At 44.5% G+C, this 24,983-nt stretch carries 24 protein-coding genes; 19 read left to right on the forward strand and 5 right to left on the reverse strand.

The features are described 5' to 3' along the window. Positions 1-68 precede the first annotated feature (68 nt). The 6 genes from FN782_RS05625 to FN782_RS05655 all read left to right on the forward strand — a co-directional run bounded on the left by FN782_RS05625 (position 69) and on the right by FN782_RS05655 (position 4,487). The gene (locus FN782_RS05625) at positions 69-731 is read left to right on the forward strand and encodes a hypothetical protein (protein WP_142504814.1); all 663 of its coding nucleotides are present in this window, start codon (positions 69-71) and stop codon (positions 729-731) included. A gap of 306 nt (positions 732-1,037) precedes the next feature. After that, positions 1,038-1,433, forward strand: a complete 396-nt coding sequence (locus FN782_RS05630) for an Imm10 family immunity protein (protein ID WP_142504815.1) — start codon at positions 1,038-1,040, stop codon at positions 1,431-1,433. 55 nt (positions 1,434-1,488) lie between these two features. After that, the gene (locus FN782_RS05635; RefSeq protein WP_142504816.1) at positions 1,489-2,613 is read left to right on the forward strand and encodes an RHS repeat protein; all 1,125 of its coding nucleotides are present in this window, start codon (positions 1,489-1,491) and stop codon (positions 2,611-2,613) included. A gap of 110 nt (positions 2,614-2,723) precedes the next feature. Beyond that, positions 2,724-3,245, forward strand: a complete 522-nt coding sequence (locus FN782_RS05640) for a hypothetical protein (RefSeq protein ID WP_185956067.1) — start codon at positions 2,724-2,726, stop codon at positions 3,243-3,245. Between the two features lie 476 nt (positions 3,246-3,721). Then, on the forward strand, positions 3,722-4,282 hold the full coding sequence (locus FN782_RS05650) for a CPCC family cysteine-rich protein (RefSeq protein WP_142504819.1): 561 nt from the start codon (positions 3,722-3,724) through the stop codon (positions 4,280-4,282). Further along, positions 4,275-4,487: a hypothetical protein gene (locus tag FN782_RS05655; RefSeq protein ID WP_185956068.1), complete on the forward strand. Its 213-nt coding sequence runs from the start codon at positions 4,275-4,277 to the stop codon at positions 4,485-4,487. The genes FN782_RS05650 and FN782_RS05655 overlap by 8 nt, the downstream gene beginning before the upstream one ends. 647 nt (positions 4,488-5,134) lie before the next feature. On the opposite strand, the gene FN782_RS05660 is transcribed toward FN782_RS05655, so the two are convergent. The 3 genes from FN782_RS05660 to FN782_RS05670 form a co-directional block, all read right to left on the reverse strand. Beyond that, entirely contained in the window at positions 5,135-6,067 is a 933-nt protein-coding gene (locus tag FN782_RS05660) for a VOC family protein (RefSeq protein ID WP_246064857.1), read from the reverse strand. A 221-nt stretch (positions 6,068-6,288) separates the two neighbouring features. Then, complete coding sequence (locus FN782_RS05665) at positions 6,289-7,263, reverse strand: quinone oxidoreductase family protein (protein ID WP_246064858.1); 975 nt, start codon at positions 7,261-7,263, stop codon at positions 6,289-6,291. Between the two features lie 59 nt (positions 7,264-7,322). Beyond that, positions 7,323-8,234: an SDR family oxidoreductase gene (locus FN782_RS05670; protein ID WP_142504821.1), complete on the reverse strand. Its 912-nt coding sequence runs from the start codon at positions 8,232-8,234 to the stop codon at positions 7,323-7,325. 96 nt (positions 8,235-8,330) lie between these two features. Between FN782_RS05670 and FN782_RS05675 the strand changes: the two genes are divergently transcribed. The 12 genes from FN782_RS05675 (at position 8,331) to FN782_RS05725 (ending at position 21,293) form a co-directional block, all read left to right on the forward strand. Further along, a complete protein-coding gene (locus tag FN782_RS05675) occupies positions 8,331-9,302 on the forward strand; it encodes a helix-turn-helix transcriptional regulator (RefSeq protein ID WP_142505065.1) in 972 nt (323 codons plus the stop codon). A gap of 645 nt (positions 9,303-9,947) precedes the next feature. Then, positions 9,948-10,922, forward strand: a complete 975-nt coding sequence (locus FN782_RS05680) for a sugar-binding protein (RefSeq protein WP_185956069.1) — start codon at positions 9,948-9,950, stop codon at positions 10,920-10,922. Further along, the gene (locus FN782_RS05685; protein ID WP_142504823.1) at positions 10,919-12,424 is read left to right on the forward strand and encodes a sensor histidine kinase; all 1,506 of its coding nucleotides are present in this window, start codon (positions 10,919-10,921) and stop codon (positions 12,422-12,424) included. Before FN782_RS05680 ends, FN782_RS05685 begins: the two co-directional genes overlap by 4 nt. After that, on the forward strand, positions 12,402-13,979 hold the full coding sequence (locus tag FN782_RS05690) for a response regulator (RefSeq protein ID WP_142504824.1): 1,578 nt from the start codon (positions 12,402-12,404) through the stop codon (positions 13,977-13,979). Before FN782_RS05685 ends, FN782_RS05690 begins: the two co-directional genes overlap by 23 nt. A gap of 178 nt (positions 13,980-14,157) precedes the next feature. Next, on the forward strand, positions 14,158-15,225 hold the full coding sequence (gene xylF, locus FN782_RS05695; RefSeq protein WP_142504825.1) for a D-xylose ABC transporter substrate-binding protein: 1,068 nt from the start codon (positions 14,158-14,160) through the stop codon (positions 15,223-15,225). A gap of 82 nt (positions 15,226-15,307) precedes the next feature. Further along, the gene (locus FN782_RS05700) at positions 15,308-16,804 is read left to right on the forward strand and encodes a xylose ABC transporter ATP-binding protein (protein WP_142505066.1); all 1,497 of its coding nucleotides are present in this window, start codon (positions 15,308-15,310) and stop codon (positions 16,802-16,804) included. Continuing rightward, positions 16,782-18,005 (forward strand): sugar ABC transporter permease, encoded by a 1,224-nt coding sequence (locus FN782_RS05705; protein WP_425462683.1) that lies wholly within the window; start codon positions 16,782-16,784, stop codon positions 18,003-18,005. The genes FN782_RS05700 and FN782_RS05705 overlap by 23 nt, the downstream gene beginning before the upstream one ends. A 127-nt stretch (positions 18,006-18,132) precedes the next feature. Then, a complete protein-coding gene (locus FN782_RS05710) occupies positions 18,133-19,251 on the forward strand; it encodes an ADP-ribosylglycohydrolase family protein (RefSeq protein WP_246064882.1) in 1,119 nt (372 codons plus the stop codon). A gap of 49 nt (positions 19,252-19,300) precedes the next feature. Continuing rightward, positions 19,301-19,573 carry a 4a-hydroxytetrahydrobiopterin dehydratase gene (locus FN782_RS05715; protein WP_185956070.1) on the forward strand — a complete coding sequence of 91 codons (273 nt, stop codon included), beginning with the start codon at positions 19,301-19,303 and terminating at the stop codon, positions 19,571-19,573. Between the two features lie 28 nt (positions 19,574-19,601). Further along, a complete protein-coding gene (locus FN782_RS05720; RefSeq protein ID WP_142504828.1) occupies positions 19,602-19,937 on the forward strand; it encodes a tRNA-binding protein in 336 nt (111 codons plus the stop codon). Positions 19,938-20,361: 424 nt separating this feature from the next. Then, positions 20,362-20,640, forward strand: coding sequence for a hypothetical protein (locus tag FN782_RS16690; RefSeq protein WP_185956071.1), 279 nt, complete (start codon positions 20,362-20,364; stop codon positions 20,638-20,640). 32 nt (positions 20,641-20,672) lie between these two features. Then, positions 20,673-21,293 (forward strand): sterol desaturase family protein, encoded by a 621-nt coding sequence (locus FN782_RS05725; RefSeq protein WP_142504829.1) that lies wholly within the window; start codon positions 20,673-20,675, stop codon positions 21,291-21,293. A gap of 58 nt (positions 21,294-21,351) precedes the next feature. Here the strand turns inward: FN782_RS05725 and lepB are convergent, their stop codons facing one another. Continuing rightward, on the reverse strand, positions 21,352-21,939 hold the full coding sequence (gene lepB, locus FN782_RS05730; RefSeq protein WP_142504830.1) for a signal peptidase I: 588 nt from the start codon (positions 21,937-21,939) through the stop codon (positions 21,352-21,354). 143 nt (positions 21,940-22,082) lie between these two features. Then, the gene (locus FN782_RS05735) at positions 22,083-24,434 is read right to left on the reverse strand and encodes an FdhF/YdeP family oxidoreductase (protein ID WP_142504831.1); all 2,352 of its coding nucleotides are present in this window, start codon (positions 24,432-24,434) and stop codon (positions 22,083-22,085) included. Between the two features lie 221 nt (positions 24,435-24,655). On the opposite strand from FN782_RS05735, the gene FN782_RS05740 reads away from it, so the two are divergent. Continuing rightward, a complete protein-coding gene (locus FN782_RS05740) occupies positions 24,656-24,922 on the forward strand; it encodes a hypothetical protein (RefSeq protein WP_246064859.1) in 267 nt (88 codons plus the stop codon). The last annotated feature ends 61 nt before the right edge of the window (positions 24,923-24,983 follow it).

Below are 24,983 nucleotides of genomic sequence, written 5' to 3' on the forward strand. Positions count from 1 at the left end.
ACAATCTATTGAAAACGAAGCGCATTTTGTGCTTCGTTTTCAATAGAACAAGATAAGGAGAGCTAGTTATGGATAAATATCTTGAAGAAGGTATAAAAAATATTTTGGTTCAGAACACAGAAAACATATATGAAGAAATTGAGAATTTCTTGGATAAATATTTAAAAAGAAATCCAAATTGCATTGAAGCATGGTTACGCCTAGCTGTCCTTGTTTTTGAACCTCCAATAGCTGATTATGAAAAAAGTGAAACCTGCTTAAAGAATGTACTTGAAATAGAATATGATAATTTACAAGCCATACTGATTCTATCTTTTATTCAAAGCGTAATATACGGTGAAGTGACTAAGGAAACTTTTTTTAGATTGCAAAATATAAAAGTACATGATTCTGAATTAGAATCATTACAACTGCTTGCTAAGTCGTGGTATTATGAATCTAAAAATATGGATACGCAAAGAGAATCATTATTAAAGAAATCATGTAATCTGGGTCCTAGATATGTATCTAACCATGTTACCCTAGGTCAGTTATTGATCCAAAAAGGAATGTCAGAAAAGGGGAGATTATACATTAAGAGAGCACTTCAAAATGTAAAACAAATATATGATCAAGTTGACGATCATGAACTCGATCATACTGATTATCATGAATTTATAAATGAACGCATTAAAGGAATCCACCTTACCAGTGTAACTTATGAGAGTATAAGAAAATATTTACAAAAATAAATGTTGTTTTATTATAGTGATGTAGCTTGGACACCAATCATATGGAAGATGGAGAATGCAGTGCTTGGGTATATTCATACGTCTATAAGATATGAACTGTATGATAAATTGGAAACCGTATAACCGCCAGTGATATCCAAATGAGTGGTAGAAGAAGTGGTTATAAGGCTCATATTAAAGATGTTTTATAGTTTATTGGGATGATGGCTATTAAATTATTAGATCCCCCTTTAGGGGGATCTAATTCAATTGGAGAGAAAATGGGAGAACTCATCGATGGACAACCAATAGATAGGAGGAACAAAAATGGCAACAATCGTAAAATCCAACTTTCTATATGCACAAAAGGAGAATGATGTTGTCATGGTGGGTTTTGCTGATGACGAATTTGATACCAAAGAATATGTGTTGCTTCAAAGATCAATTGTATATGACGATCAAGATAAGATACTTGGACTTGATAAGGTGTATATTGAATGTAATGACCAATCGCATTCAGTATATGGGGGAATTGTAAGATTTGTTTTAAGTAATGGTATCGCCGAAATTTGGATTGACTCTAATGCAGCTAACATGTTAGGTACAGATGAGAAGATCAAGATAGTCTTTCCTGTAAATTACAATGATTTAGCTGATGTTGAAGAACTTTTAAGAGAAATATTCAATAATCAACACGAAGTGTTTGTAAGTAAAATAAAGTAATATTTGTTAAGAATAGTGGACGGGAGTTATCTATACTCCTGGTCCTTTTTATAACATGGTGAAGCCCAACACCGACGGGACGGAGGAAGACTCCTATTACGGATACAACCCCCACACCGACGTGGAAGTGCTCACTGATGAAAACGGGGATACCCGGGCGACCTATGGTTACACCGCCTACGGGAAACAGGACGAGGACGAATTCACCGGGGTAGACAAACCCGATCCACAGACACCGGATCAAGAGCCGTACAACGTCTACCGCTTCAACGCCAAACGCTGGGATGCGGTTACCGGTGAGATCGACATGGGCTTTAGGAACTATGATCCAGGCTTAAACCGCTTTACCACCCGGGATATGTATAACGGAGCCCTGGCGGATATGAACCTGGCGACGGATCCATGGAACATGAACCGGTATGCGTTCGCAGGTGGGAATCCGATTAGTGGAGTAGAGATCGATGGGCATATTCCCATTGAGGTAAAAGATGGCGATATCTCGGCGGAGGAGTATCACCAAGTTACGGGACATACCATCGGTGGAACCGAGGTTCCTTGGGAACCTGACATGTCTCGCGTTAAGGATGACAGCAGTAGTGAGGGGACCAGTAAGGAAACGAGTTCAGTATATGGTGGCTACTGTATTTCGTGTGGGAGAAGTGGTTCCTCGGGATATCCTGCTTCCTATCGGGGAATCCAAGCTCAAGATCGAGGGGATCTTCTCACAGATAGCCAGAGACTCTTTTTAGAGGGAGTTGGCTTTGCCCTCGCTGTATTGGAACCCACTCCAGTTGGCGAAGTAGCATTCGCTTCAATCGTTGGTTTATCAAGGTTTGAAAGGTTAGCTGCTCGGTTTAGTAGTGGAGGAGCTAAGGGTGCAAAGTGGAAAAGTGTGAAAAAGTTTGGACATACTTTTTCAAGACATGGAGCTGGAAAGAAAAATTTCAATAGTTTAAAAGGACGTGCTGCAAGTTCTCAAAAAGATCAGGGACAATGGTTAGACAATCAAAAAGCAGTTGATTTTATTGATTCCTTAGGAGAGATTAAAGAAGTAACAAAGGTCGAAATACCTGAAGGCTTAGGACATGTAATAACTCCAACAGGTGAAGTTGTATCTGCTAGTCATGCACTAATAGTTCCTTCCCGAACTGGAATTAAGACTGCTTATCCTATAAGGTAAACAGTTTTTACGATTGACTAAAAAATGAGACAGATCTAGACACATGTAATATATGATTTATTACATTAAGCTGGATCTGTCTCAAATTAAGTACAAAGGAGAGCTTTTTAATGTTTTCTATTAGGTTGTCGTTTAATAGTAAACTTATAAAATATTCAACTATGACATATTCTGCAAAATGTTATGATGATGAACTAGACGATGGAAGGTCAATAATTGATGATATATGTGAGATTTTTGAGGAAACAAAGGAAATTAAATTTATTGTTTCAGGGTTTGGACAAGAATATTGGCCTGTAAGTTGTTTATTTGACCTTTCAGTGATTATTGAACAGTTGCCTGAGGTAATGAATAAGATCAACAGTGATGACTATAATTTTTCTTTAGACTTTTATGAACAAGGAATTGAACGCGAGATCATATTTAAAGATAATGGTGATGGTTATATAAAATTAAATTGTAACAGTCGAACTGATTGGAAACCTAATCCTGATACAATTATGATGAAAAAGGGAGACATTAATATGATTATTTCCGATTTATTAAATGATTTTATTTATTTAGGTAAGCGTTTATGTCCTAGTTTAGTAAATCATACATTATTAAAAGAATGGATGGGGTTTGAAGTTTAGTATATCCTTTTAAAGGAAGTTGGCTTTGCCCTCACTGTATTGGAGCCGACTCCAGTTGGCGAAACGGCCTTCCTTTCAATCGTTGGTTTAACAAGATATGAAAAGTTAGCTGCTCGGTTTAGTAATGGAGGGGCTAAAGGTTTATCTACATCTATTAAATGGAAGGGATTTTCTAATAAGAAACTGAAACCCCACTACAAGAAACATGTAATTGACGGAAGAGAATTTGGAGATATTTCACAAAATCAATATTTGAAGATGGCAAAGGAGTTTGCGTCGGAATCAAGCTCTATTTTTAAAGGAAGCAAAAGTAGGTAACTTTGTGGTAAAATATGATCCAAACTCTCGCCGTACTTTTAATTGGACATATGGAAAAACGTGAAATTCGAACTTTTTATAGAGCAGATTATAGAGATGATGATCCTTTCCAGGCTGCACTTGAAAAGGCAAGAAGCCTTAGTGGGATGTGATGTATTTTGGAAAGAAACAAGGCAATATCTATAATTGCAAGATACGAGCTAGAGAACCTATCAAAAAAAGAGCGTGAAGAGGAGTTGTTGAGTTGGTGGGGAATTGATCATGAAAACCCTGAGTTTCATGTTTTGCCAAGCGAATTACAACAGGAGATTCTCCAATCTGATGAACCCGTAACAGATGTTAGGGATCGGGGATATGATCCTTTGTTGACCATCAGTTTGAAGAGTGAGTTTGTTGGTGTTAAGAATGAATATTTATCCGAACGTATTTCTAAAATATTGGGAAAGAAAATCCTCGTTGAGGGAAAAGAAGAAACATTGTTGACTTGCCCATGCTGTAAATACCAAACGTTAATGGAACGTGGACAGTATGACATTTGCCCAGTATGTTTTTGGGAGGAAGATGGTAGTGATGAGCCGACACATTATAGTGGACCCAATCATATGACACTGGCTGAGGGTCGGGAGAATTTTATCAAGTATGGGGCTGTGACGGAAATGTCATTGCAATTTATTAAAATAGATGCAAAAAGACGTTATTTTAAAGCAGACAGTGAATAAGTGGTTATTAAATGAACGTGAAACCGAGTTGGTATTTCCTTCTCGGTTTTTTTATATATTAGATAATTCGGAGTTAATAAACAGCTCCGGGGCGAAGGTGGACACCTATGCCATCACCTACAACGGGCTGAACCAGGTGCAGAAGGTGAAGGAGAAACTGAATGGAACCGTCCAAAACACCACCAGCACCTATGATCCGATGTGAAGAGAGGTACAGCGTACTTTTCCTCTTTTGCTTTTTATTGTAATCCAGATGAAGTTTAATGGAATGAACCGTAATCTAAATATAGTTTTCGACCAAAGTCATCTTGTTAAGCTTATTAAAAACGGTCGAACAGTATTTGGTTTAGATCCCAATAACAAACTGATTATGATGCAGATTCAGGTATTAACGATTATGAAATGGAGGTATTGAACCACTTTTACTTAATGGAACCGAGTTGAAAGGCGTTGTTTAGGTGAAAACATATAAAAAGGGCATTAGAAATTTTTAGTCGAGGAAAATGAAGAAAACAGGACTGATTATTCCAGTGTGATTGTTTATCACTATAATAAGTCGGGTTGATATCGATATCAATTGGGCGAACAAAGATAGGATTTTCATTTCCACCAGGGTTGAAACACTTTTATCTCTTCATAACGGACAAATGGAATAAATACTTCATGGGTGTGTTTGGTGATTATCATTTTTTAAGTGTGGAAGAGATTGTTGGGAATATAAATCGAGTCCATGGTGCCACCGCCCAACAAGAGGGCGGTGGCACCTTCAATGGTCTGCCTAGTGCATGCTCCACGTGTTTCACTATTGTACAGCGAATAGCGAGATCCATTCAAATGCAACGATTTTCATGATCAATCTCCTTTAAATGCTTTTTTTAATTCCGCAATGTTAAACTTTTTCATCTTCAAGAACGCCTGCGTGACGTGATCGCGCTGTTCCGGCGTGCCCTTGGTTATCATCTCGTCCAGTGTGGCGGGGACGATCTGCCATGAGACGCCGTATTTGTCCTTGAGCCAGCCGCACTGTTCAGATTCGGGTACAGCGGAAAGTTTTTCCCAATAGCAGTCAATTTCCTCTTGCGTTTCACAATAGACTCTTAGGGAAATCGCCTCATTGAAGTTGAATGCGTGTTCCCGCGCGCTGTCCATTGCCGCAAACCAAGTGTTCTCCAACATAAAGTCGGTGAACATCACGGTTCCTTCTTTGTCCGGCTCTTGCCCAGGCTTATACCGAAAGAGAGCGCCAGGTTTCGAATTTCGGAAGACGGAAAGATAGAACTCACGTGCCTCTTCCGCCTTGCCACAGTTTTTGCCTACGAACATCAAGGAGGGTACAATCGTGGGCCGCGGCTCCTCCTCTGGATTCGTAAGAATGAGCTGCCATGAGACACCGTACTTGTCCTTGATCCATCCATACCGTTCGCTGAACGGGTACTGATCAAACGGCATAAGCGCAGTTCCGCCTTCGGACAGCTTATTCCACACCTCGTCGATCTTTTCTTTCGCGTATGGATCAAAATTGACGATAAACGATATGGAAGGATTGAACTGGAAGAGTGGCCCCGCAGAGATACCCATAAACGGATGTCCACAGACGGTGAAGGAAACAACATCGCAATCACCCGATGGCGTATTGTGCAAAGTCGTTGTGCTCGTGATTGTTGAATCGGGGAATACGGAGACATAGAACTCTGCGGCTTCTTTCGCCTCCTCATCGAACCACAGGTGCGGGGTGATGGGGTTGATAAGCGACTTTTGAAGCATTTCAGAATTGGCTTCACTCATGATATTTTCCTCCTTTTTAAATGCAAAACACCATTTTTTCAAATATATCACAAAAATTGATTTTACGTTTTTTCCCGATTGTTATATGGAAGTTCCCCTCTTATTATCTTTATCAACAGTTTCCATACGTTTCTTAACTCCGGAAGAAAAATAGTACGAAGAAAGAGGTAGTGAAGGAACTTTAGGTGACACTTTGGATTACTGAAGGGTTCACCAGAGAGCTAATGATTAACCTTGAGACAAAATTTACCCAGATAGTGATGATTCATGGCGAGATGGGCTTTATGGGCCTCTTCCAGTAAAAATGTCTGATCAATGTGAACGGTGAGGTTCCCGGATTGGATGTGATGGTGGAGTCTATGGATAATCTCACGATCCGGGTCACCGTTATAATCCGTTAAGCGAAGATCCGGTCGAACGTGTGGTACGGGATCGATTCCATTGGGATAGGCGATACGACCATCTATACGTACACTCTGAATCGCTTTTTGTGCAATTTCCCCACCCGCAGTAAGCAGTGCAGCATCGAACCCCTCAGGTGCAAATGAACAGGCGGCAGATGAAATATCCTCTTTGTGTCCATCGACTACAGCATCGATGCCAAGTCTCTTTACCATGGCGACACCATCATTACCTGAAGCTACTGCAAATACTTGGGCGCCCATATTCTTAGCCAGTTGCACGGCCACATGTCCGACTCCACCGCTGGCGCCGAAAATCATGATGGATTCACCTGGTTTCAGTTTTAAGATATCTTCTAGTCCACGCAGTGCCGTGATACCAATTCCTGATATGGTGCTCGCTTCCTGAATGGATATAGAATGGGGAATACAGGATACATATTGGGAATCGAGAGCAACATATTCAGCGTAAAAACCGCCTTTTGGGTTGAGAAAGCCTGGAGCGTATACCTGATCTCCAATATGAAAACCATGAACCTCTTCACCCCATGCGATCACCGATCCAGCCCCCTCTGATCCCAGTACATAGGGAAATGTGGGGTTGATCCCCAACAGGTCGGCATACCCCCCTTCCCGTTCAAACAGATCCCATTCCCCCACGCCTGCATATTGAACGCGAATCAACACATCATGAGGTCCAAGCTCAGGTACTGCAACCTTTTGTACCACAAGCTCGTCTGGACCCCCAAACCGATTGAGCACAACAGCCCTCATAGTATGGAGAGGTGTATTCATTACAATACTACCTCCTTAAACATCATTACACTGCCGAAAGTTACATCCGTTTTTTACGGTTATCTATACCCCTTTGCATTGGCCGGTTTTCCGGCTTCCTGAACCTCCACTAAGTATCTGAAACAATCGGGTTGGGATCCATCAACGTCAACAAAATTGTACATTTTAGCCAATTGCCCACTTGATAGGGAACACCCATTTAAGCGGTATTTATATGGATCTTTTGCGATGGCAGTGACAGCTCGTCCGATAAAGCGAGGGGTTTCCGAGATGATAAAATGGGGCTCATTCTCTGTTGCATCCCGCCAATTTTCTTCGGTAACCCCAAAATGCTCCAGCATGATTTCTGACCGCATCCAGCCGGGAGTAACCGAAACAGCCGTACATTCATGCGGGGAAAGTTCATGGGCCAAAGCCTTGGCCATGCGAATAACGGAGCTTTTGGCCAAATCGTAAAACAACGATAGGCGGTAGCGATTGTGATTATATTCTTCTGTACCGTCTGTCACTTCAACCACCAATCCCCCCCTATTTTGAATCAGAAGCGGGAGAGCGTAATGGCTTGTGATGATGTGAGTATCAATCGCCAAGCGCAACATTCTGAACCCTTTATCTAGGGAGTGATCCCAAACCGTCGTATTCCACTCCGCCAAGTATTCCCCTCCCCAAATATCATTGACCAGGATATCCAATCTTCCCTGTTCCTTCTCAATTTTTTCTATCAAGCCCTCCACCTGTTCAGGTACAAGATGGTCGACCTGAACCGCAATTCCAACCCCGCCGAGATCATTGACGAATTCTGCTGTTTCCTCTATGGTTTCAGGACGTCCGTATTCAGAAATCTCATTTCGTGTTGTACGACCGGTCACATAAACGGTGGCTCCTGCAGCACCCAATTCCATTGCGATCCCACGTCCTGCTCCTCTGGTGCCACCTGCAACCAGAGCAACCTTGCCTTTTAATGAATTCACTCTATCACCCTCCAATTCCCAAGATATCCATAGTATAATTTTTAATAATGACATCCTTTGTCATATATGAGTCATTCTTTTATGAAGGTGATCAACATGCGTGCAGATCGACTGATTTCGATTTTGCTGTTGTTACAAAATAAAGGGAAGTTGACGACGAAAGAATTGGCCAAAGAATTGGAAGTGGCGGAACGTACCATTCATCGAGATATGGAAGCGCTAAGTGCAGCAGGTATTCCTGTTATAGCGGAGCGGGGAAAATTTGGGGGATGGAGACTGCTTGACCAATACCGGACAAAATTGACAGGGCTCAAGGAGAATGAATGGATGTCTCTCTTTATTTCCCCATCGTTTCAATTGCTTGCTGATTTGGGTTTATCAAAAGACTGGCAAAAAGCGCGTCAAAAGATTCTTGCTTCCTTTCCAAACGCCTTGAAGAAAAATGTCCATGATGTTTGGAATCGAATCCATGTTGATACAACGCAATGGGGGCATTCACCTGGGAAAATTGAATCATTTAAAATTTTGCAACAGGCGATTTGGGAAGAAAGAAAACTTCAAATGAAATATGAACGGGCAGACAGGGAATGTATTGAACGAATTGTTGAGCCATTGGGACTCGTTGCGAAAGGAAGCGCATGGTATTTAGTCGCGTCCTCGAACGAGAACATTCGAAGTTACAGAGCTTCAAGAATCATTTCTGTCATATTGTTGACGGACGTATTCTCACGACCCGATGACTTTGATTTGGTTCAGTATTGGAGCCACTCCACACAGGAATTTATAAAAAGCCTGCCCAAATATGAGGTGGATGTTGAAATTTCTCCGTCGATCGTTCAGAGAATAAAATTTACTGGACGATTTGTTCGCGTATTAAAAATGGATATACCAGCAGAGAGTGAATGGACCCCTGCCAGCTTGTGTTTTGAAACGGAACAGGAGGCAAAAGAATATATTCTGGGTTTTGCGAATCAGATAAGAATCATTCGTCCTATCCGATTAAGGAAACAGATTTATGATATGGCAAAGCGTTTAGTGGACTTTTATGAGAGAGAGGGTTCCATATAAATGATAAACGAATGCGGGCGGGTATTTTCATAGTAAATAAAAGTGAATACACCACCCGTACTTGTTTCCGTGTCACTATTCTTGCCACAAATGCATCCTGGGGTTTCGGTGATCATGCGTTTGTCTCTTCCCTTTAAGAGTGGATTTCATATATAGGTATTTAATGGATGTGAACTACTCTCCATTAAAGCGGTAGAGCTTCTCGGTTCATCAAGCCGCAGGCGAGTACTCTCCGCGAGCTTCACTTCCCGCAGTTCCTACGGTACATGTTGAAAATGGTTTTGTGGGTCTTTCCACATGACAGGAATCGTTTTGCGTGTGTGACCGTTCCTTCCTCACCACAACCCCATACGATTCGGTTTTCAAGGTACAAATCGTTTAACGAGTTTTCGCTCGCATTTTGAGCATACCAAAAATTGTCGGACGAGGGGCCCCCCTCGTCCGACGACCGAAGGAAGTGCCCGTGGTGCGACCGGAGGAAGTGCACCACAGGCATTTCCTTCGGTCACCCGTGGTGCACTCGATTTCATCTACCCCATTAAAATGGGGAGAATTTCCGCTCGTATATCCTATTATTGCGATAAAATTGATAGAAGAATGAATGGATCGATTTGAACATGGTGAGGTGATGGGGTATTGCGAAGGGTGTTATTGATATCATCCATTGGTGCTTTAATTCTTTCTCTCTATTTTTCTGTTTATTTTGCTTGGCAATCGTTCCAGTATGGGGGGCCGATTGAACGAAAAGCGGCCAAAAAGGATTATAAATATCATGTGGTTTTTATCTCACAGGAAAAAGGGAGCGAATATTGGAAACAGGTGAAAAGGGGGGCAAAGGATGCTGCTGCCGAATATGACGTCGTTGTTGAGTTTAAGGCTCCTTTACAACCCAACATAGATGAGCATGTGGATTTGATTGAAATGGCGTCTGCTTCCAAAGTTGACGGAATTATTACACAGGGTTTGACAGAGGAAGCGTTTACCCCTGTGATTAATCAAGCTGTGGATCACGGAATCCAGGTTATTACCATGGATTCAGATGTGAAACACAGTAAACGGTATGCCTATATTGGGACGGATAACTATCGAGCCGGATTTCTGGCTGGCCAACGGATGGTCCGGGAGCTGGGAGGAAAAGGGGAAGTGGGTGTTGTGACTGGAAGCCGTCGAGCCAACAATATGATCCAACGGGTAGAAGGGTTTCGTGAGGCGATTCGCCAGCATGAAAAGATGCGGATTGTAACGGTGAAAGAGTCCAATATCAGCCTCGTTCAAGCTTCACAAAAAACGAAGGAAATCTTTAATCAATATCCAGATGTGGATGGTTTGTTTGGGACAAGCGCTTCTGATGTCATCGGTATGGTGGAAGAATCGGAAAGCAGAGGAAAGATGAATGATGTAGTGATTATCGGATTTGACCAGCTTCCCCAAACCCTGAAATATCTTAAAGAGGGGAAAATTGAGGCTACCATTACACAAGAGCCTTATCAGATCGGATATCAGTCGGTTCAGTCAATGATGGCCCTTTTACAGGGAAAGCCGATGGAACGAAGGATTTATACACCGGTGAAGGTATTGGACCGAGAGAATATGCAGGCTGAAGAGGAGGATGGTCCGTGATCCGGCTTCGAACAAAACTGTGGGTATTTTTTGTTTGTATCAGTTTATTATTGTACGGTGTTGCCTATATGTTGTATGACAACAGTCAGCGATCTGTTGAAGAATACAACCGAAGTTTTAATCGCTTTTTGTTGCTGAACAATGTTTCCCAACAGACGGATCATGTATTGGATGCATTAAACCTGTATATGAACGAAAAAGAACCCAATCATTTGGGAGCTTTTCAAGAAAAGAAAGAGAAGCTGGAAGCGTTTTCGAAAAGGCTGAAGCCGGAGATTGAACACCAAAAAAACGCACTGTTGCTTTCCAATTATTCCAATATGTTGAGCCGGTTTTTGCGAGAATCAGAGCTGACCCTGAATTATGTCAATCTGGGTGAAGATGTGCGAGCCGACTACCATTATGCACAAGCTGTGAAACTGTCCCGTTTTATCCTGGAAACGACACAGGATTTGATTGACCAGGAGCTGACGGATTATCACCCGTTTTATGCTGGTATGGTGCAGAAAAACCAATATTTGAAGTCGATGGGAACCGCTTTATTTGTCAGTATATTATTAATAGCCGGCTTGTTTACCTATTGGTTTGCTGGGGGGATTACCCGACCGGTGGAGGCGTTGGTTAAGGAAGCCAGGGAAATTTCCCGTGGAAATTTGGCAGGCGCCGAGATCCAGGTGAAAAGTAAGGATGAGATTTCCTATCTGGCGGATGCGTTTAATGAGATGCGCTCCAAATTGCAACAATTTATTCAGGAGCTGAAGGAAAAGGCAGTATTGGAAAGAGACTTGCAAGAACAGAAAGTGAAAAATTTGCAAAATGAGAATTTATTGCGGGAAATGGAATTGAAAAGCCTGCAAAATCAAATTCATCCCCATTTCTTGTTTAATACGCTGAATACCATTTCCAAACAGGCTTATCTGGAAGGGGCAGAGAAAGCGAGTGGCCTTATTGAATCGATATCCCAAATGCTCCGATACAATCTGAGAAGGATCAACAACCCGGTTACCTTAGAGGACGAAGTGCAACATGTGAAAAATTATTTCTCGATTCTAAAAGCGCGTTTTCGGGATCGCGTCCGTTTGTCGATTGATGTGGAACCATCCTGCCTGTCGCAACGCATTCCTGTGCTAACCTTACAGCCGTTGGTTGAAAACGCTTTTATCCATGGGGTGGAAGGGATTGAAACGGGTGCGGAGATCGGTGTTCATGTCTTTGAAGAAGGGCATCGGGTTGTGGTGGAAGTGATCGATAATGGCGTGGGTATGTCTCCGGAGACGGTTCGTCAGTTGATGCAACCGGAAGAGGAAGGGGAGCGTTCCTCACTCGGTCATTCCACCGGAATTGGTGTGCATAATGTGTTGAAACGGTTACGTTTATTCTATTCGACGGAAGAGGTTGTAAGGATTCAGTCTGAACAGGGAAAAGGGACACGGGTTCAGTTGTTGTTACCCATCGATAGGGAAGGAAGGGATCAGGATCATGTACAGACTGCTCATTGCTGAAGATGAACCGATTGAACGGGAAGCGATGCGAGTGATGATTGAACGCATTCTCTCTGATCGCATTCAGGTAGTGGGGGAGGCGGAGAACGGTCGTAAGGCTGTGGAGATGGCAGAAAAAACACAGCCGGATATTATTATGATGGATATTAAGATGCCGGGGATCAATGGGATCGATGCCATTCGGGAAATTCAAAAGAAACAACCGGATACCCGATTTATTCTGGTGACTGCTTATGACCGATTTCAATATGCACGGGAAGCCATGCGGATGGGAATCAAGGAATATTTACTGAAGCCCGGAACCATAAAGGAGCTGGAAGAAGCGATCAGCAATGTCGTTCGGGAGATTGATGAGGAACGACGTCGACGGGAACAGGAGCTGGATTTGAAAGACAAATGGATGCGGGTTCAGTCTCTGGTAGAAACGGAATGGGTGACTTCCCTTTTGTTGGAGCATATCCGTGATGTAAGTTGGGAAGATCTGCATGCCATATTGCAAGTGAAAATGGCTTCGGGGTTTGCATTTGTCATTTCCTCGATTTCGAATATGAACAACTCCGAAGAACAGCGTCGCTTATATGAAACGATGAAAGAAACAGTCAAAGACGAATGTCCAACCTGTTTAGTTGGGCCGATGATGGGTCGACAGGTTCCTGTATTTGTATTGTGGCAAGAACCCCTGGTATGGGGACAACCTTCAACCAAATCAAAAGTGGTCCATATATTGCAAAAAACGATTCAAGCCCTGAAGAAAAGGTTTGGGGGATCGAATCTGTTTATTGGAGCCGGTTTGGTCTACAATCATGCCGAAGGATTGCGCAAGTCCTATCGGGAAGCGCTGATTGCCGCCCGTCGTCCAACTTCGCCGGCCGGATATCTGTTATATGACGATCTTTCAACGGTCTATTCTCCGGATGAAGCAGTCCTGTTGCATACGGAAAAAGAGTTGCTGGCGGCGGTGCAACAGGGTGATGATGAATGTGCTTTGCAATGGTATGACCGGTATGTTCAGGAAGCGGATCTCTATCATCAACAAGATGACAAACCCCATCGTTTGATTGAACTGATGATTATTCTATACCGGGGGATGGATGCCCCGGAAACGGAGCGCCCTGATTGGAGTCAGTTTCACAAGCAGGCGTCCATTGAGGAGCAGGTGGAATGGGGACGTCATTATTTGTTGTCCCTGATTCACAATGCTCAAACCCGACGAAAAAGCCGATTAAAGGGAGGATTGGAGCGAGCAAAAGCCTATATTCATCAGCATTATCAGGATAACCTGACGCTGGCATCCGTAGCGGCTGAAGTAAATTTGAACCCGTACTATTTCAGCAAGCTGTTTAAAGAGGAATGCAATACGACCTTTATCGATTATTTAACCCGTGTTCGGATTGATCAAGCGAAGCAATTGATCCAATCCGGTGACTGGAGCCTGAAAGAGGTGTGCTATCAGGTCGGTTATCAAGATCCCAACTATTTCAGCCGTGTTTTCAAAAAGATGACAGGGGTTCCGCCAAGCCAGTACCGCAAAAGAATCACAAATCCGGATAGGTAATCACAAAAAAATGCTACCTGTCCTTTTTTTATCCTTCTCGGTTGCTAGTTTTGATCAGGTGTCAAAATACTGAAGAAGTTTTGCAGTTTTGTGAAGGGAATCGGAACGATAAAGAGATGAAAAGGCTGTAGAATCATAGATGAAAACGATTACAAAAACGTCCTGGGGAGGGACAGAAATGAAGAGGAAAAAGCGAACAGCACTTTTGACAGGACTCCTATTCCTTTTTAGTGTACTGCTTACCGCTTGTGGCGGAGGTAGTGGTGGAGCCGGTTCAGCGGATGATGAAATTGTAATCGGTTTCTCGATGGACACATTGGAAGAAGAGCGATGGAGAAAAGACCGAGACCTGTTTGTTAAAAAAGCGGAAGAGCTTGGAGCGAAAGTGAATGTACAGGCAGCCAACAGCGATGATGCCGTACAGCTTTCCCAGGTTGAACAGCTGATTACCCAGGGTGTGGATGTTTTGGTGGTCGTACCTCACAATGCTGAAGCGGCTGCGGCCATTGTAGAAAAGGCCCATGATGCGGATATTCCAGTGATTTCCTATGACCGGCTGATTCGGAATGCGGATGTGGATCTCTATGTCTCTTTTGATAACGAACGAGTGGGGGAAATGCAAGCAAAAGCGATCGTAGAAAAAGTCCCCAAAGGAAAATATGCACTGATTGAAGGGGCAGAAACAGACAATAACGCACACCTGTTTAAAAAAGGACAGATGAATGTACTGAAACCCCTGGTGGACAAAGGGGACATTGAGATTGTATACGATCAGTGGACGAAAGAATGGAAGCCTTCAGAAGCTCTGAAAAACATGGAAAATGCATTGACTGCCAATCAGGATGATATCGATGCCGTCTTGGCGGCCAATGATGGTACTGCCGGAGCGGTTGTCCGCGCATTGGCCGCTCAGGGATTGGATGGAAAAGTGCCTGTATCCGGACAGGATGCGGAGTTGGCTGGAACACAGAGGGTGGTGGAAGGCACGCAAACGATGACGGTTTATAAACCGATTCACAAACTGGCCAATAAAGCGGCCGAATTGGCAGTGGAGATTGGGAAAGGGAAAGATCCCAAAGCAGACTCCAAAGTAAACAATGGAAAAACGGACGTTCCGTCCATCTTGCTGGACCCCATTGCTGTGACCAAAGAAAATATGATGGAAACGGTGATCAAGGATGGGTTTCATAAGATGGAAGATGTTTATAAAAACGTTCCCAAAGATCAATGGCCGAAAAAGAAATAATGAATAAGGGGCCGGACAGGGCGTTGTGTCGTCCTGCCTGCTCTGTTTTAGGGGGGAGGCATTTGTGAGGTACGCTTTGGAGATGAAAGGGATTACCAAGGAGTTTCCGGGTGTCAAAGCGTTGGACAACGTACAGTTGAATGTGAAAAAAGGGGAGATTCACGCGCTTTGCGGGGAAAATGGGGCGGGGAAATCCACATTGATCAAAATCTTGAGCGGGTTATATCCGTCCGGGAGCTATGAAGGCGAATGTTTGATCCATGGAAAGCCCCAGTCGTTTTCCAGTATTCGGGATGCAGAAACTGCCGGAATCGCAATCATTTATCAGGAGCTGGCCTTGGTTTCAGAAATGACGGTGGCAGAAAACATTGTTTTGGGAGCAGAGCCGTCCCGAAAAGGTGTGATTGATTGGGATCAAGTGACCCATGATGTACAACGATGGTTGGCAGAAGTGGGTTTGAAAAATATCAATCCTCAAGAAAAAATCAGGAATTTGGGAGTTGGACAACAACAGCTGGTGGAGATTGCCAAGGCGTTGTCAAAAAAGGCAGAAATATTGCTGTTGGATGAACCGACAGCTTCACTGACTGACAGTGAAGTTGAGATTTTGATGGGAATTTTGCAAGAATTGCGCAAGCGGGGTGTGACATGCCTTTACATCTCTCATAAGCTCAACGAAGTGTTTCGGATTGCGGATACGATTACCGTATTGCGAGACGGGCAAACGGTTTCCACCCGACCAACTTCTCAAATGACGGAAGATCAAGTGATTGCACAAATGGTGGGACGGGAATTAACGGATCGATTTCCGAAATCGAAGCGTTCTCCTGGGGAGGTTCTCCTATCTGTCCAGGATTATTCCGTCTATGAACCCGGTACAAAGAGTAAAAAGGTGGACCGGATCTCCTTTGAGATTCGGAAGGGCGAAATTTTGGGGATTGCCGGTCTGATGGGCGCAGGACGAACGGAATTGGTAACCAGTCTTTTTGGAGGTTATCCCGGAAAAAGTGATGGGGAGGTCTGGATGGATGGGAAAAACATTCGCATCCAGTCTCCAAAAGATGCCATACGTTTGGGAATAGCACTGGTGACGGAAAATCGCAAAGAAACCGGGCTGATCTTGGGGATGGATATTCGACAAAACCTTTCCCTTGCCCATCTCGACCGTTTGCATAGAGGGGGCGTGTTGCAGGAAAACGAGGAAGTGAGCCTTGCGGAACAGTATAGCCAGGAATTGCGTGTAAAAGCACCGTCCCTGGAAACCGTGGTTGGAACCCTGAGTGGTGGAAACCAACAAAAAGTGGTGATCGGAAAATGGCTGATGACTCAACCCCGGTTGCTCATTCTGGATGAACCGACACGGGGGATTGATGTGGGTGCCAAATATGAAATTTATCAGATTATGAACCGGTTAGCGGAAAAAGGAATCTCCATTGTGATGGTATCCTCTGAGCTGCCGGAAATATTGGGAATGAGTGATCGGATTCTGGTGATGCACGAAGGACGCTTTACGGCGGAGTTGAGCCATGAGGAAGCAACGCAAGAGAATATCATGTATGCAGCGACAGGAGGTCAGTGATGCCATGGATGCAAAGCTACAACATTCCGGAAATGAGGCGGATAAAACCCTGACTGGAAAACAGAAAGCCATGCAATTGCTGGGAAAAATGGACTTGCGGGCTTATACGATGATTGCTGCCTTGCTCGGCATTTGGGTTTTTTTCTCTTTTATGAATGAATTCTTTTTGTCGCCGCGCAATCTCTCCAACCTGTTCTTGCAAATGTCTGTCACTTCCATTTTGGCCATTGGTATGTTGCTGGTGATTGTAGCTGGACATATTGATTTGTCCGTCGGTTCAATCGTCGGACTAACCGGTGGGATTGCGGCCATCTTGCAGGTCTGGTATGACTGGAACACACTTCCGGTGATTCTTGTTACCTTGTTCGTGGGTGTGTTGATTGGATTGATTCAGGGATGGTGGGTGGCATATCAAGCCGTTCCTGCCTTTATTGTGACCTTGGGCGGTATGATGATGTTTCGCGGTGTGTTGATGGGGATTTCCAAGGGTTCTACCATTGCCCCTTTGGAAGATACCTTCAAATTGATCGGTTCTGGATATATTCCTTATCTGATGGGCTGGGGATTGGCTGTGGTTGCAATTGTGGTGATTGCTGTATCCCAGTGGAAACAGCGGCAAACGCGAAAGAAATACGGCTTTGCCCTCTCCCCTCTTTATGCCGATGTGATTAAAATTCTTTTCTATGCAGTGTTGATCGGTATTTTTGTCTCATTGATGAACAGTTATAAGGGGATTCCTTTTCCCATTATCCTGGTGTTGGTGTTGGCGATTCTTTTCACCTTCATTGCCAAAAAGACACGTATGGGACGTCACATTTATGCGATTGGGGGAAATACGGAAGCTGCTCGTTTGTCAGGGATCAATGTGCGTTGGCGCACAATGACCGTGTTTGTATTCAGCAGTTTGCTGGCGTCCATCACAGGGATTGTATTGACGGCGAGGGTGAACGCTGCCACCATTGGTGCCGGTACCATGTATGAACTGGATGCGATTGCCGCTTGTGTCATCGGAGGCACCAGTCTGATGGGAGGTTCCGGAACGATTGTCGGTGCAGTGATTGGAGCTTTGGTAATGGCCTCGTTGGATAATGGGATGAGTATTATGAATATGGAGAACTTCTGGCAGTTTATTGTTAAAGGTGGCGTATTGATTCTGGCGGTTTGGTTCGACATGTATTCCCGCCGGAAGAAAACGGCTTAGGGATGAATGGTATTGAAACCCTCTGAAGAGGGTTTTTCTTATTGATCAAGAATATATACATTCAGAAAAATCAAGTAAGATTTTTAAGCGGAATAAAAGAATATGAGTGGAGGAAGCAATCGTGGCGATGAATGCAGAAGATTATAAAAGAGGAGCTTTGTTGGGACTTGCCTGGGGGGATGTTTTGGGTTGTCCGGTGGAAGGTTGGAGGGAGCATGAGATTGAAGCGGTATACGGTCTTTACCAAGCGTTGCCTGAACGTTATCCGCTTTCCGCGATTTCAGAGAAAAGAAGGCGAAAATTGCGTCCTTTGGGGCTTCATTCGGATGATACACAGCAGGCAATGGCATTGATCCAGGTTTGCCAGTCCCAAGACGGTTGGAATGATACAAAGTGGAAGGAGATCCTCGTTCAGGGGGTAGAAAGGGAAAGCTGGCGGGGAGTGGGGCGTAATTTTGTCCAGTCTGTCCGAAAGATGGCAAAAGGGAAAGATGTGAAGAAAACAGGCAGCCCTTCGGCGGGGATGGGAGCTGCGATGAGAGTGGGCCCCGCAGGGGCTTTATATCCGGAGAATCGGGAGTTGCGACTTCGGGTGGCTTTGGAGTCCTCACTCTCTACTCATTCTGATGTACGGGCGGCTGTTTTTTCCGCAGTTGTTGCTTCCTCTGTGGCCGGTTTGATCCAGGGGAACTCCCCAAAAGAGGTGTTGAAAGAAGTTCCCTATTATGCAGAGGAGGCGGAAGCGTTAGTTGCTGTCTTAGAGGAAGAAGGGTGGGTGATACAGAACAGAGGGTCCACACTCATTTCCGAGGGGTTACGAACCGCCTACCAATGGGCTGATCAACCCTTGGATACCATGCGACAACATATTTCCGACTTTGCTCGTCCCCATCTGCAAAAAGGATTTACTCGGGCACATCCCAACCAGGGCTTTGTCCTTTTGGGTGGGCTTCATGCCCTTCTTATGGCTTGCCGGAGCGATGCAGAACCCAATCAAACACTTTATCGCATCATACAACTGGGGTTTGATACGGATACGGTATGTGCCATCGCCGGGTCCATTCTCGGAGCCCGGTTTGGGACGGACTGGATTCCGTTCGATCGGTTATTGGATCAAGCCATTGGTGATTATGCGGATGCATTGGTTTCTGGTTCTGTTCCGGAAACGGTGGAGGTGTTTCTTCAACGTGAGGCGGAATGGACCCGTGAAGAACGGGCGTTTCAAAGGGAAATAAGGCAGTTTTGATGAAATGGATGTTGGAGAAATTTACTGTAAAGAGAGGGGACTTCCCGAAATGACCGAGCAACAGATACAGCAAGCGTTATCATCCATTACAGGGTGGGTGAGGGAAGATCAGACCATTGCAAAAGTGTTCCACTTTCCCACCTATATGGATGGTATAAAGTTTGTACAAAAGGTGGCGGAAGAAGCAGAGAAACAGCACCATCATCCCGACATTCTGATTGAATACCGTCAAGTGACACTTCGCTTAACGACGCATGACGAGGGGAGCTTAACAGAAAAGGACTTTCACCTGGCCAGACGGTTGGACATTCTCGTTTCATGATCAAAAGCTGGTAAAAGGAGTAATGGAGATGCCGGAGATTACCTATGATGATTTTGGCAAGATCGATATTCGAGCTGGAAAAGTGGTTAAGGCGGAACCGTTTCCAAAGGCTCGTAAGCCTGCCTATAAGCTTTGGATTGATTTTGGACCTTTGGGTGTCAAAAAATCCAGTGCACAGATTACGAAACTGTATCAGCCGGATGAATTGAAGGGAAAGCGGGTGTTGGGGGTTGTCAATTTTCCGCCACGTCAGATCGCTGATTTTATGTCGGAAGTCCTGATTCTTGGGGTCGTTTCTGACAGGGATGAAGTGGCTCTCATCCAAGCGGATCGTGAAGTGCCTTTAGGTGGACGGGTATTGTAAACCAAATGGACGGGGGGAGCAGAAGTGGAGAATCATACTGTTCAAGAGGGGATGAGGTGGTCAAGCAGCAGTCCTGTGAACGATATGGGGATTTGAGAGGTTTGTAAAAGGAAGAGTGGAACCTGTATCGGTATGCTGATGACCCTGTGGACAAGCCTTCTTCGCTCATGGATCAGCTGAAATGGTTGTTTCATAGGGTGGATGTTTTTTGGTTGAAGGCGGGGCATGCCGTTTTTGGAGGATTCAAATAAAAAGATAGCGAAGTCAGAAAAGGGAACCACTCTGCAAGGAGTGGTTCTTTGTTATTCATAGCAAGATGCAAACTCTGTGAACATAACATATACTGATCCCGCAATGGGAAAAGGTGTAGAAGATGGGTCCATCGAATCATGATATCAATCGACCATGAAATGGAGTGCTGGAAATGGATTTTTTCGCCTATCCTATGAATATGGTAACATGGGGTGTTCCGCTGGTTCTCCTTCTGACATATGTATTTCATAAAACCTTTCCTTCCAGAATATACCCCAGATATATACCGGCAATGCTCTCTTTGGTTGCAGCGCTGTTTTTTATGACATTCAGTTTGAGCAATCGAGGCTGGACCGGTTTTTCAAGTATGCTCCTGGCGATGATATTCTTTCTTCTTTTCATTGTTGGCCTGATCGGTGCTGTTGTGATGGGACGGCTGAATAAGGTGTGATTGGCCCTTAATTTTTAAAAGGGGGTTTTTATATGAGAAGCTATTTAAAAGAATTCTTTTCCCAGTTTGACATTTTGGCCACCGGTTTGGTGTGGTGTGCGGGAATGGTATACGTGGTTCCCGAACTGGATCGGGGATGGGTCTGGCTGTCCATTCTGGCGGGTATGGTGGGCTATGCCTGCAATGAGTATTTGATCCACCGGTTTTTCTTTCATTTGAAACCACCGAAGAACCCTTATTTGTTGAAACTTTTAAAGCGCCTTCATTATGATCATCATGTCGATCCGCAAAATTTGAAGTTATTGTTTCTACCCGTTTGGTACAGCTTTCCGATTATTTTCATTTTATCCTTTCTGGCATATTCGGTGACGGGAGATCCACTTTTGGCGGTTTCCTTTTCTGTAGGGGTGATCAGTTACCTTCTGTATTATGAATGGATGCATTACATCGCGCATCGTCCGGTGAAGCCGATGACAGCGTGGGGACGTTATATGAAAAGGGTTCACCTTTGGCATCATTTTAAAAATGAACATTACTGGTTTGGTGTTACCCACCCGTTTCTGGACATGGGCTTGGGAACGTATAAAGATCATACAGAGACGGAGCAGAGCAAAACGGTGCGAAATTTGGAAGGAAAACGAAAGAGTAGCTAGGACCATAAAAGAAAGGTAGAAAGAACCCCCGTCTCTAAATAAACGGGGGTTCAACACCTTAATGAAATGGCCAGCTCTCCAATTGCAGGACCATCTTCCCCAAAACGTGGTCGATTGGAACTGGTCCGATGACGCGGCTGTCACTGCTGTTTAGCCGGTTATCGCCCATAACGAAGACATGCCCTTCAGGGATGGTTACTTTTTTCCATTTTTCATTTGATGGTGGAGAAGTCGTACCATCTTTGGTATAGCTCTCTTTCAATGGCTTGCCATTTCGATAAACGATTTGATTTTTAAATTCCAACGTGTCACCAGGTTTGCCGATCACTCGTTTTAACCATCGGTTGTGGGCTTTTTCCTGTCCGGTGATTAACCGGTACAGGGAGCCTTCCTGGAATTCCTGCATCAATGACCGATCTTGGTCAATATTGCTGTCAATGACCACAATATCTCCATAATCCGGTACTTCCCCCAGAGTGTGAGATAACTTGGAGATCATAATGTAATTGTTGTCCTGAAGCGTGGGTTGCATTGAATTTCCGTGAACCTCAGCAGGTTCAATCAAAAATGTGGTAATGACCATGGAAAGGCCAGCGGCGATCAACAGGGTTGTTAACCAATGAACGATGGTTCGGATTAATCTCATAAAATCCCCTTTACTTTTGTCGGGTTTCTAAGATTTTATTTTTATTATAACGGAATGTTCTATGCTTTGTCTTAACAAATTCAATATATTTACCTATTAATACGATGGAATGGAAACATTCCCTGAAGGCGGAAGAGTATGATTTAACCGATTTCCGTCTCCAGTTCTTCTACCCGTTTTTCTGCGTATTTGATGTCTTTTCTTGCGTGAAAGGTTTCCGCCTTTTCCAAAATAACATGGGTGTTGTATTCGGGGATACCGGCATGCTCTTCATAGACTCCTTTGGGAATGAGACAGTTGCCTTCCGGCCAGTGAACGCCCAGGTTTCCGGATTGTATGGGAGCGTACCGTGCCCGACCAAACAGTTTCCCGTGACGGTTATAAAGGGCGATCGCATCTCCATCGTTGATATGGAGATTACGGGCATCCTGTTCATTGATCAGGATATCATAGCGTTCCGCATTGTTGAAGGGATCGGTTTGTCCATAAATCATAGAGTTAAATTGCTTGCCCCGCCGGGTAGTGACACGGAAATGACCTTCCGCGATCCGTTGCTCAGGTATTTCAATGGCCAGAAGATTTCCCCGCCCGTCAGGAGTGGGACAAAAGCCGCCTTCACACAGCCAGGCACCTCCCCATTGAAACACATCACCCTGTTTTTTCAAGTGTTGGATACCATCATAATTGGGTGCTGCTTTGGCGATTTCCTCCCGAATCTCTTGCGCTGTCTCCAATCCCAGAAGGTGTTTTTCATCCGGTTTAACCCGTGCGGCCAAATCCAGGTAGATCTCCCACTCCGCTCTGGCTTCTTCGATTCGGGGGCCCTTGATTTCCGGAGAGAAGTAAACCATCCGTTCCGTGGAGGTGGAAGTTCCTCCGCCAGGCTGCTCATATCGGGTCATTGCAGGTAAGACAATCACCGCTTCCTGAGCATCCAGCAAGGTGGACGTGTTCAGCATAATATCTTGGTGTACCCGAATATCCAAGCGCTCCAAGCTCTTTTTTACAAATTCAGGATTGGGCATCGTTTCAAGAAAATTTCCACCCGATAGGTAATACAGTCGGATTTTCTGTTCGTGATCATCGGGTAAAAGCGTGTTTTCCAGAGTGGTTCCCACAGTATTCCCTTGCCAGCGGGGAATATGAAATCCCCAGACCCGCTCCATTCGCAATATGTTTGTTTCATCAAACTCACCGTTTGGCAAACTGAATGGGTCTGCACCCATTTCACTGGATCCCTGTACGCCGGAATGTCCCCGAATCGGCATCAGTCCACAGTGTTCCCGGCCGATAAATCCCCGTAGTAAAGCAAGGTTGGCTACCTGGGAGATGTTGTCCGTTCCAAATCTGTGCTGGGTCAGTCCCATGGACCAAACAAAGACAGCAGAATGGGATCGGGCGAGAAGTTCAGCGAATTGGACCATTCGTTTTCGTGACAGTCCGGAAGAACGTTCAAGATCATCCCAATCATACTTGGAGACATGCTTTTTTAAAGCATTGTAACCATTGGTATGAGCCTGAACAAAGGCGTGGTTAATGGCAGAGCCGGGCTCCTGTTCCTCCATCTCAAACCAGTGCTTCATAACTCCATTCATAAAGGCGATGTCTCCACCGATGTTCACTTGATAAACATCATCGGCAATCTTTGTGCCAAAGAGGGCGGAATCAGGAATGGAAGGAATCCAGTAACGGTCCATCGAGGGTTCATAATGTGGATTGATCATGATAATTTTTGTACCCTTGCGTTTGGCAGCATACATATATTTTGTGGAAACCGGTTGATTGTTGGCGGCAACAGACCCCCAGAAAACCAGTACATCCGTTCCGATCCAGTCTTTATAATTGCAACTGGAAGCTCCGATTCCAAGTGATCGTTTCAGTGCCGTCTTTGAAGGGGAGTGGCAGATCCGGGAAGCATTATCAATATGGTTGGTTCCCAGAAAACGGGCCACCTTGGCTGCGGTGTAATAGGATTCATTCGTGATTCCACGGGAAGTGAGATAAAAGGCGACTTGATGGGGAGCGATTTGTTTGATCTTGTCCGCAATTCGATCCAGGGCTTCATCCCACGAGATTCGGCGGAATGTTCGGTCGCCCGGTTCTCTTAACAGGGGATAGGGAAGGCGCCCCAGTTTTCGAAGTTGACTGCTGTCCAACGCCCGGAGTTCATCGATATCTGAATGAAGGACATCCGAAGGGATGGCCGGCATGGTATTGAGGCGAAGGACGTTGAGTCGAGTGGTGCATAAATGAGGACCTTTCAGCGTTTGATCTTTCAGTCCCGCTACACCTAGCGCACATCCATCACAGACTCCCTGGGTCAGAATGCGAGTGGCATAGCTTAGATTATCTCGATTTTCCCAAATGGTTTTAAACGTTTCCCGTATATGGTGAGGTTTGATCTTGCCTAGTCCAAAGGGAACTTTGCTGACCCAAAGGTCCGGGTCCGGTGTTTTTGGAAGGGAAATGGGTCCTGTATGTTTGGTTTTTCCCATAAGGAGACCTCCTTTATAATCATCGATACCCATGCATTTTTGCATCATCCATCATACCTGACCTTCTTCCCAAATCTTTATAGCATTGTTCTATGCTATTTTATCAGTTTATTCCGGTCTTAGGGGGAGTAGAGCGAATAAACATGATTCGATCCAGGCAGGGATTTCATGTCCCGTGATTAAATATGGATTCATAATCTACTTTAAAGGGGGAATGGATGATGGATCAACATGTTTACGGTGTAGCACTGGTTCCGTTGATCATGGGAGTTGTAGAGTTGACGAAGTTGTGGGGGGTATCATCAAAGTGGGCTGCATTGCTTTCCGTGTTGCTCGGACTTACAGCTGGGTTGACACTTGTTTCCCCGGATAGCTGGATTAGAGGGACTATTGTGGGACTGGCGATGGGACTGTCAGCAAGTGGTCTTTATAGTGGAGTGAAAAATACAAGAGAAGGGGTTCGAAAAAGAATGTACAAGAGGAATTAGTCTATTTTTTCTGATCATTTTAAATTATGTGATAAAAGAGGGTGCTAAACACATAAAAAAG

Origin of the sequence: Melghirimyces algeriensis (genome assembly GCF_900182565.1) — a bacterium.
GTDB lineage: Bacteria > Bacillota > Bacilli > Thermoactinomycetales > DSM-45169 > Melghirimyces > Melghirimyces algeriensis.

Excerpts from the sequence above, each read along its gene's own strand:
- FN782_RS05720 (WP_142504828.1), top strand. The coding sequence starts at position 19,602 with ATGCCGGAGATTACCTATGATGATTTTGGCAAGATCGATATTCGAGCT.
- FN782_RS05705 (WP_425462683.1), top strand. The coding sequence starts at position 16,782 with ATGCAGCGACAGGAGGTCAGTGATGCCATGGATGCAAAGCTACAACAT.
- FN782_RS05725 (WP_142504829.1), top strand. The coding sequence starts at position 20,673 with ATGAGAAGCTATTTAAAAGAATTCTTTTCCCAGTTTGACATTTTGGCC.
- FN782_RS05625 (WP_142504814.1), top strand. The coding sequence starts at position 69 with ATGGATAAATATCTTGAAGAAGGTATAAAAAATATTTTGGTTCAGAAC.
- lepB (WP_142504830.1), bottom strand. The coding sequence starts at position 21,939 with ATGAGATTAATCCGAACCATCGTTCATTGGTTAACAACCCTGTTGATC.
- FN782_RS05630 (WP_142504815.1), top strand. The coding sequence starts at position 1,038 with ATGGCAACAATCGTAAAATCCAACTTTCTATATGCACAAAAGGAGAAT.
- FN782_RS05710 (WP_246064882.1), top strand. The coding sequence starts at position 18,133 with ATGAATGCAGAAGATTATAAAAGAGGAGCTTTGTTGGGACTTGCCTGG.
- FN782_RS16690 (WP_185956071.1), top strand. The coding sequence starts at position 20,362 with ATGGATTTTTTCGCCTATCCTATGAATATGGTAACATGGGGTGTTCCG.
- FN782_RS05715 (WP_185956070.1), top strand. The coding sequence starts at position 19,301 with ATGACCGAGCAACAGATACAGCAAGCGTTATCATCCATTACAGGGTGG.
- xylF (WP_142504825.1), top strand. The coding sequence starts at position 14,158 with ATGAAGAGGAAAAAGCGAACAGCACTTTTGACAGGACTCCTATTCCTT.
- FN782_RS05675 (WP_142505065.1), top strand. The coding sequence starts at position 8,331 with ATGCGTGCAGATCGACTGATTTCGATTTTGCTGTTGTTACAAAATAAA.
- FN782_RS05700 (WP_142505066.1), top strand. The coding sequence starts at position 15,308 with ATGAAAGGGATTACCAAGGAGTTTCCGGGTGTCAAAGCGTTGGACAAC.
- FN782_RS05635 (WP_142504816.1), top strand. The coding sequence starts at position 1,489 with ATGGTGAAGCCCAACACCGACGGGACGGAGGAAGACTCCTATTACGGA.
- FN782_RS05660 (WP_246064857.1), bottom strand. The coding sequence starts at position 6,067 with ATGAGTGAAGCCAATTCTGAAATGCTTCAAAAGTCGCTTATCAACCCC.
- FN782_RS05735 (WP_142504831.1), bottom strand. The coding sequence starts at position 24,434 with ATGGGAAAAACCAAACATACAGGACCCATTTCCCTTCCAAAAACACCG.
- FN782_RS05665 (WP_246064858.1), bottom strand. The coding sequence starts at position 7,263 with ATGAATACACCTCTCCATACTATGAGGGCTGTTGTGCTCAATCGGTTT.
- FN782_RS05740 (WP_246064859.1), top strand. The coding sequence starts at position 24,656 with ATGGATCAACATGTTTACGGTGTAGCACTGGTTCCGTTGATCATGGGA.
- FN782_RS05640 (WP_185956067.1), top strand. The coding sequence starts at position 2,724 with ATGTTTTCTATTAGGTTGTCGTTTAATAGTAAACTTATAAAATATTCA.
- FN782_RS05690 (WP_142504824.1), top strand. The coding sequence starts at position 12,402 with ATGTACAGACTGCTCATTGCTGAAGATGAACCGATTGAACGGGAAGCG.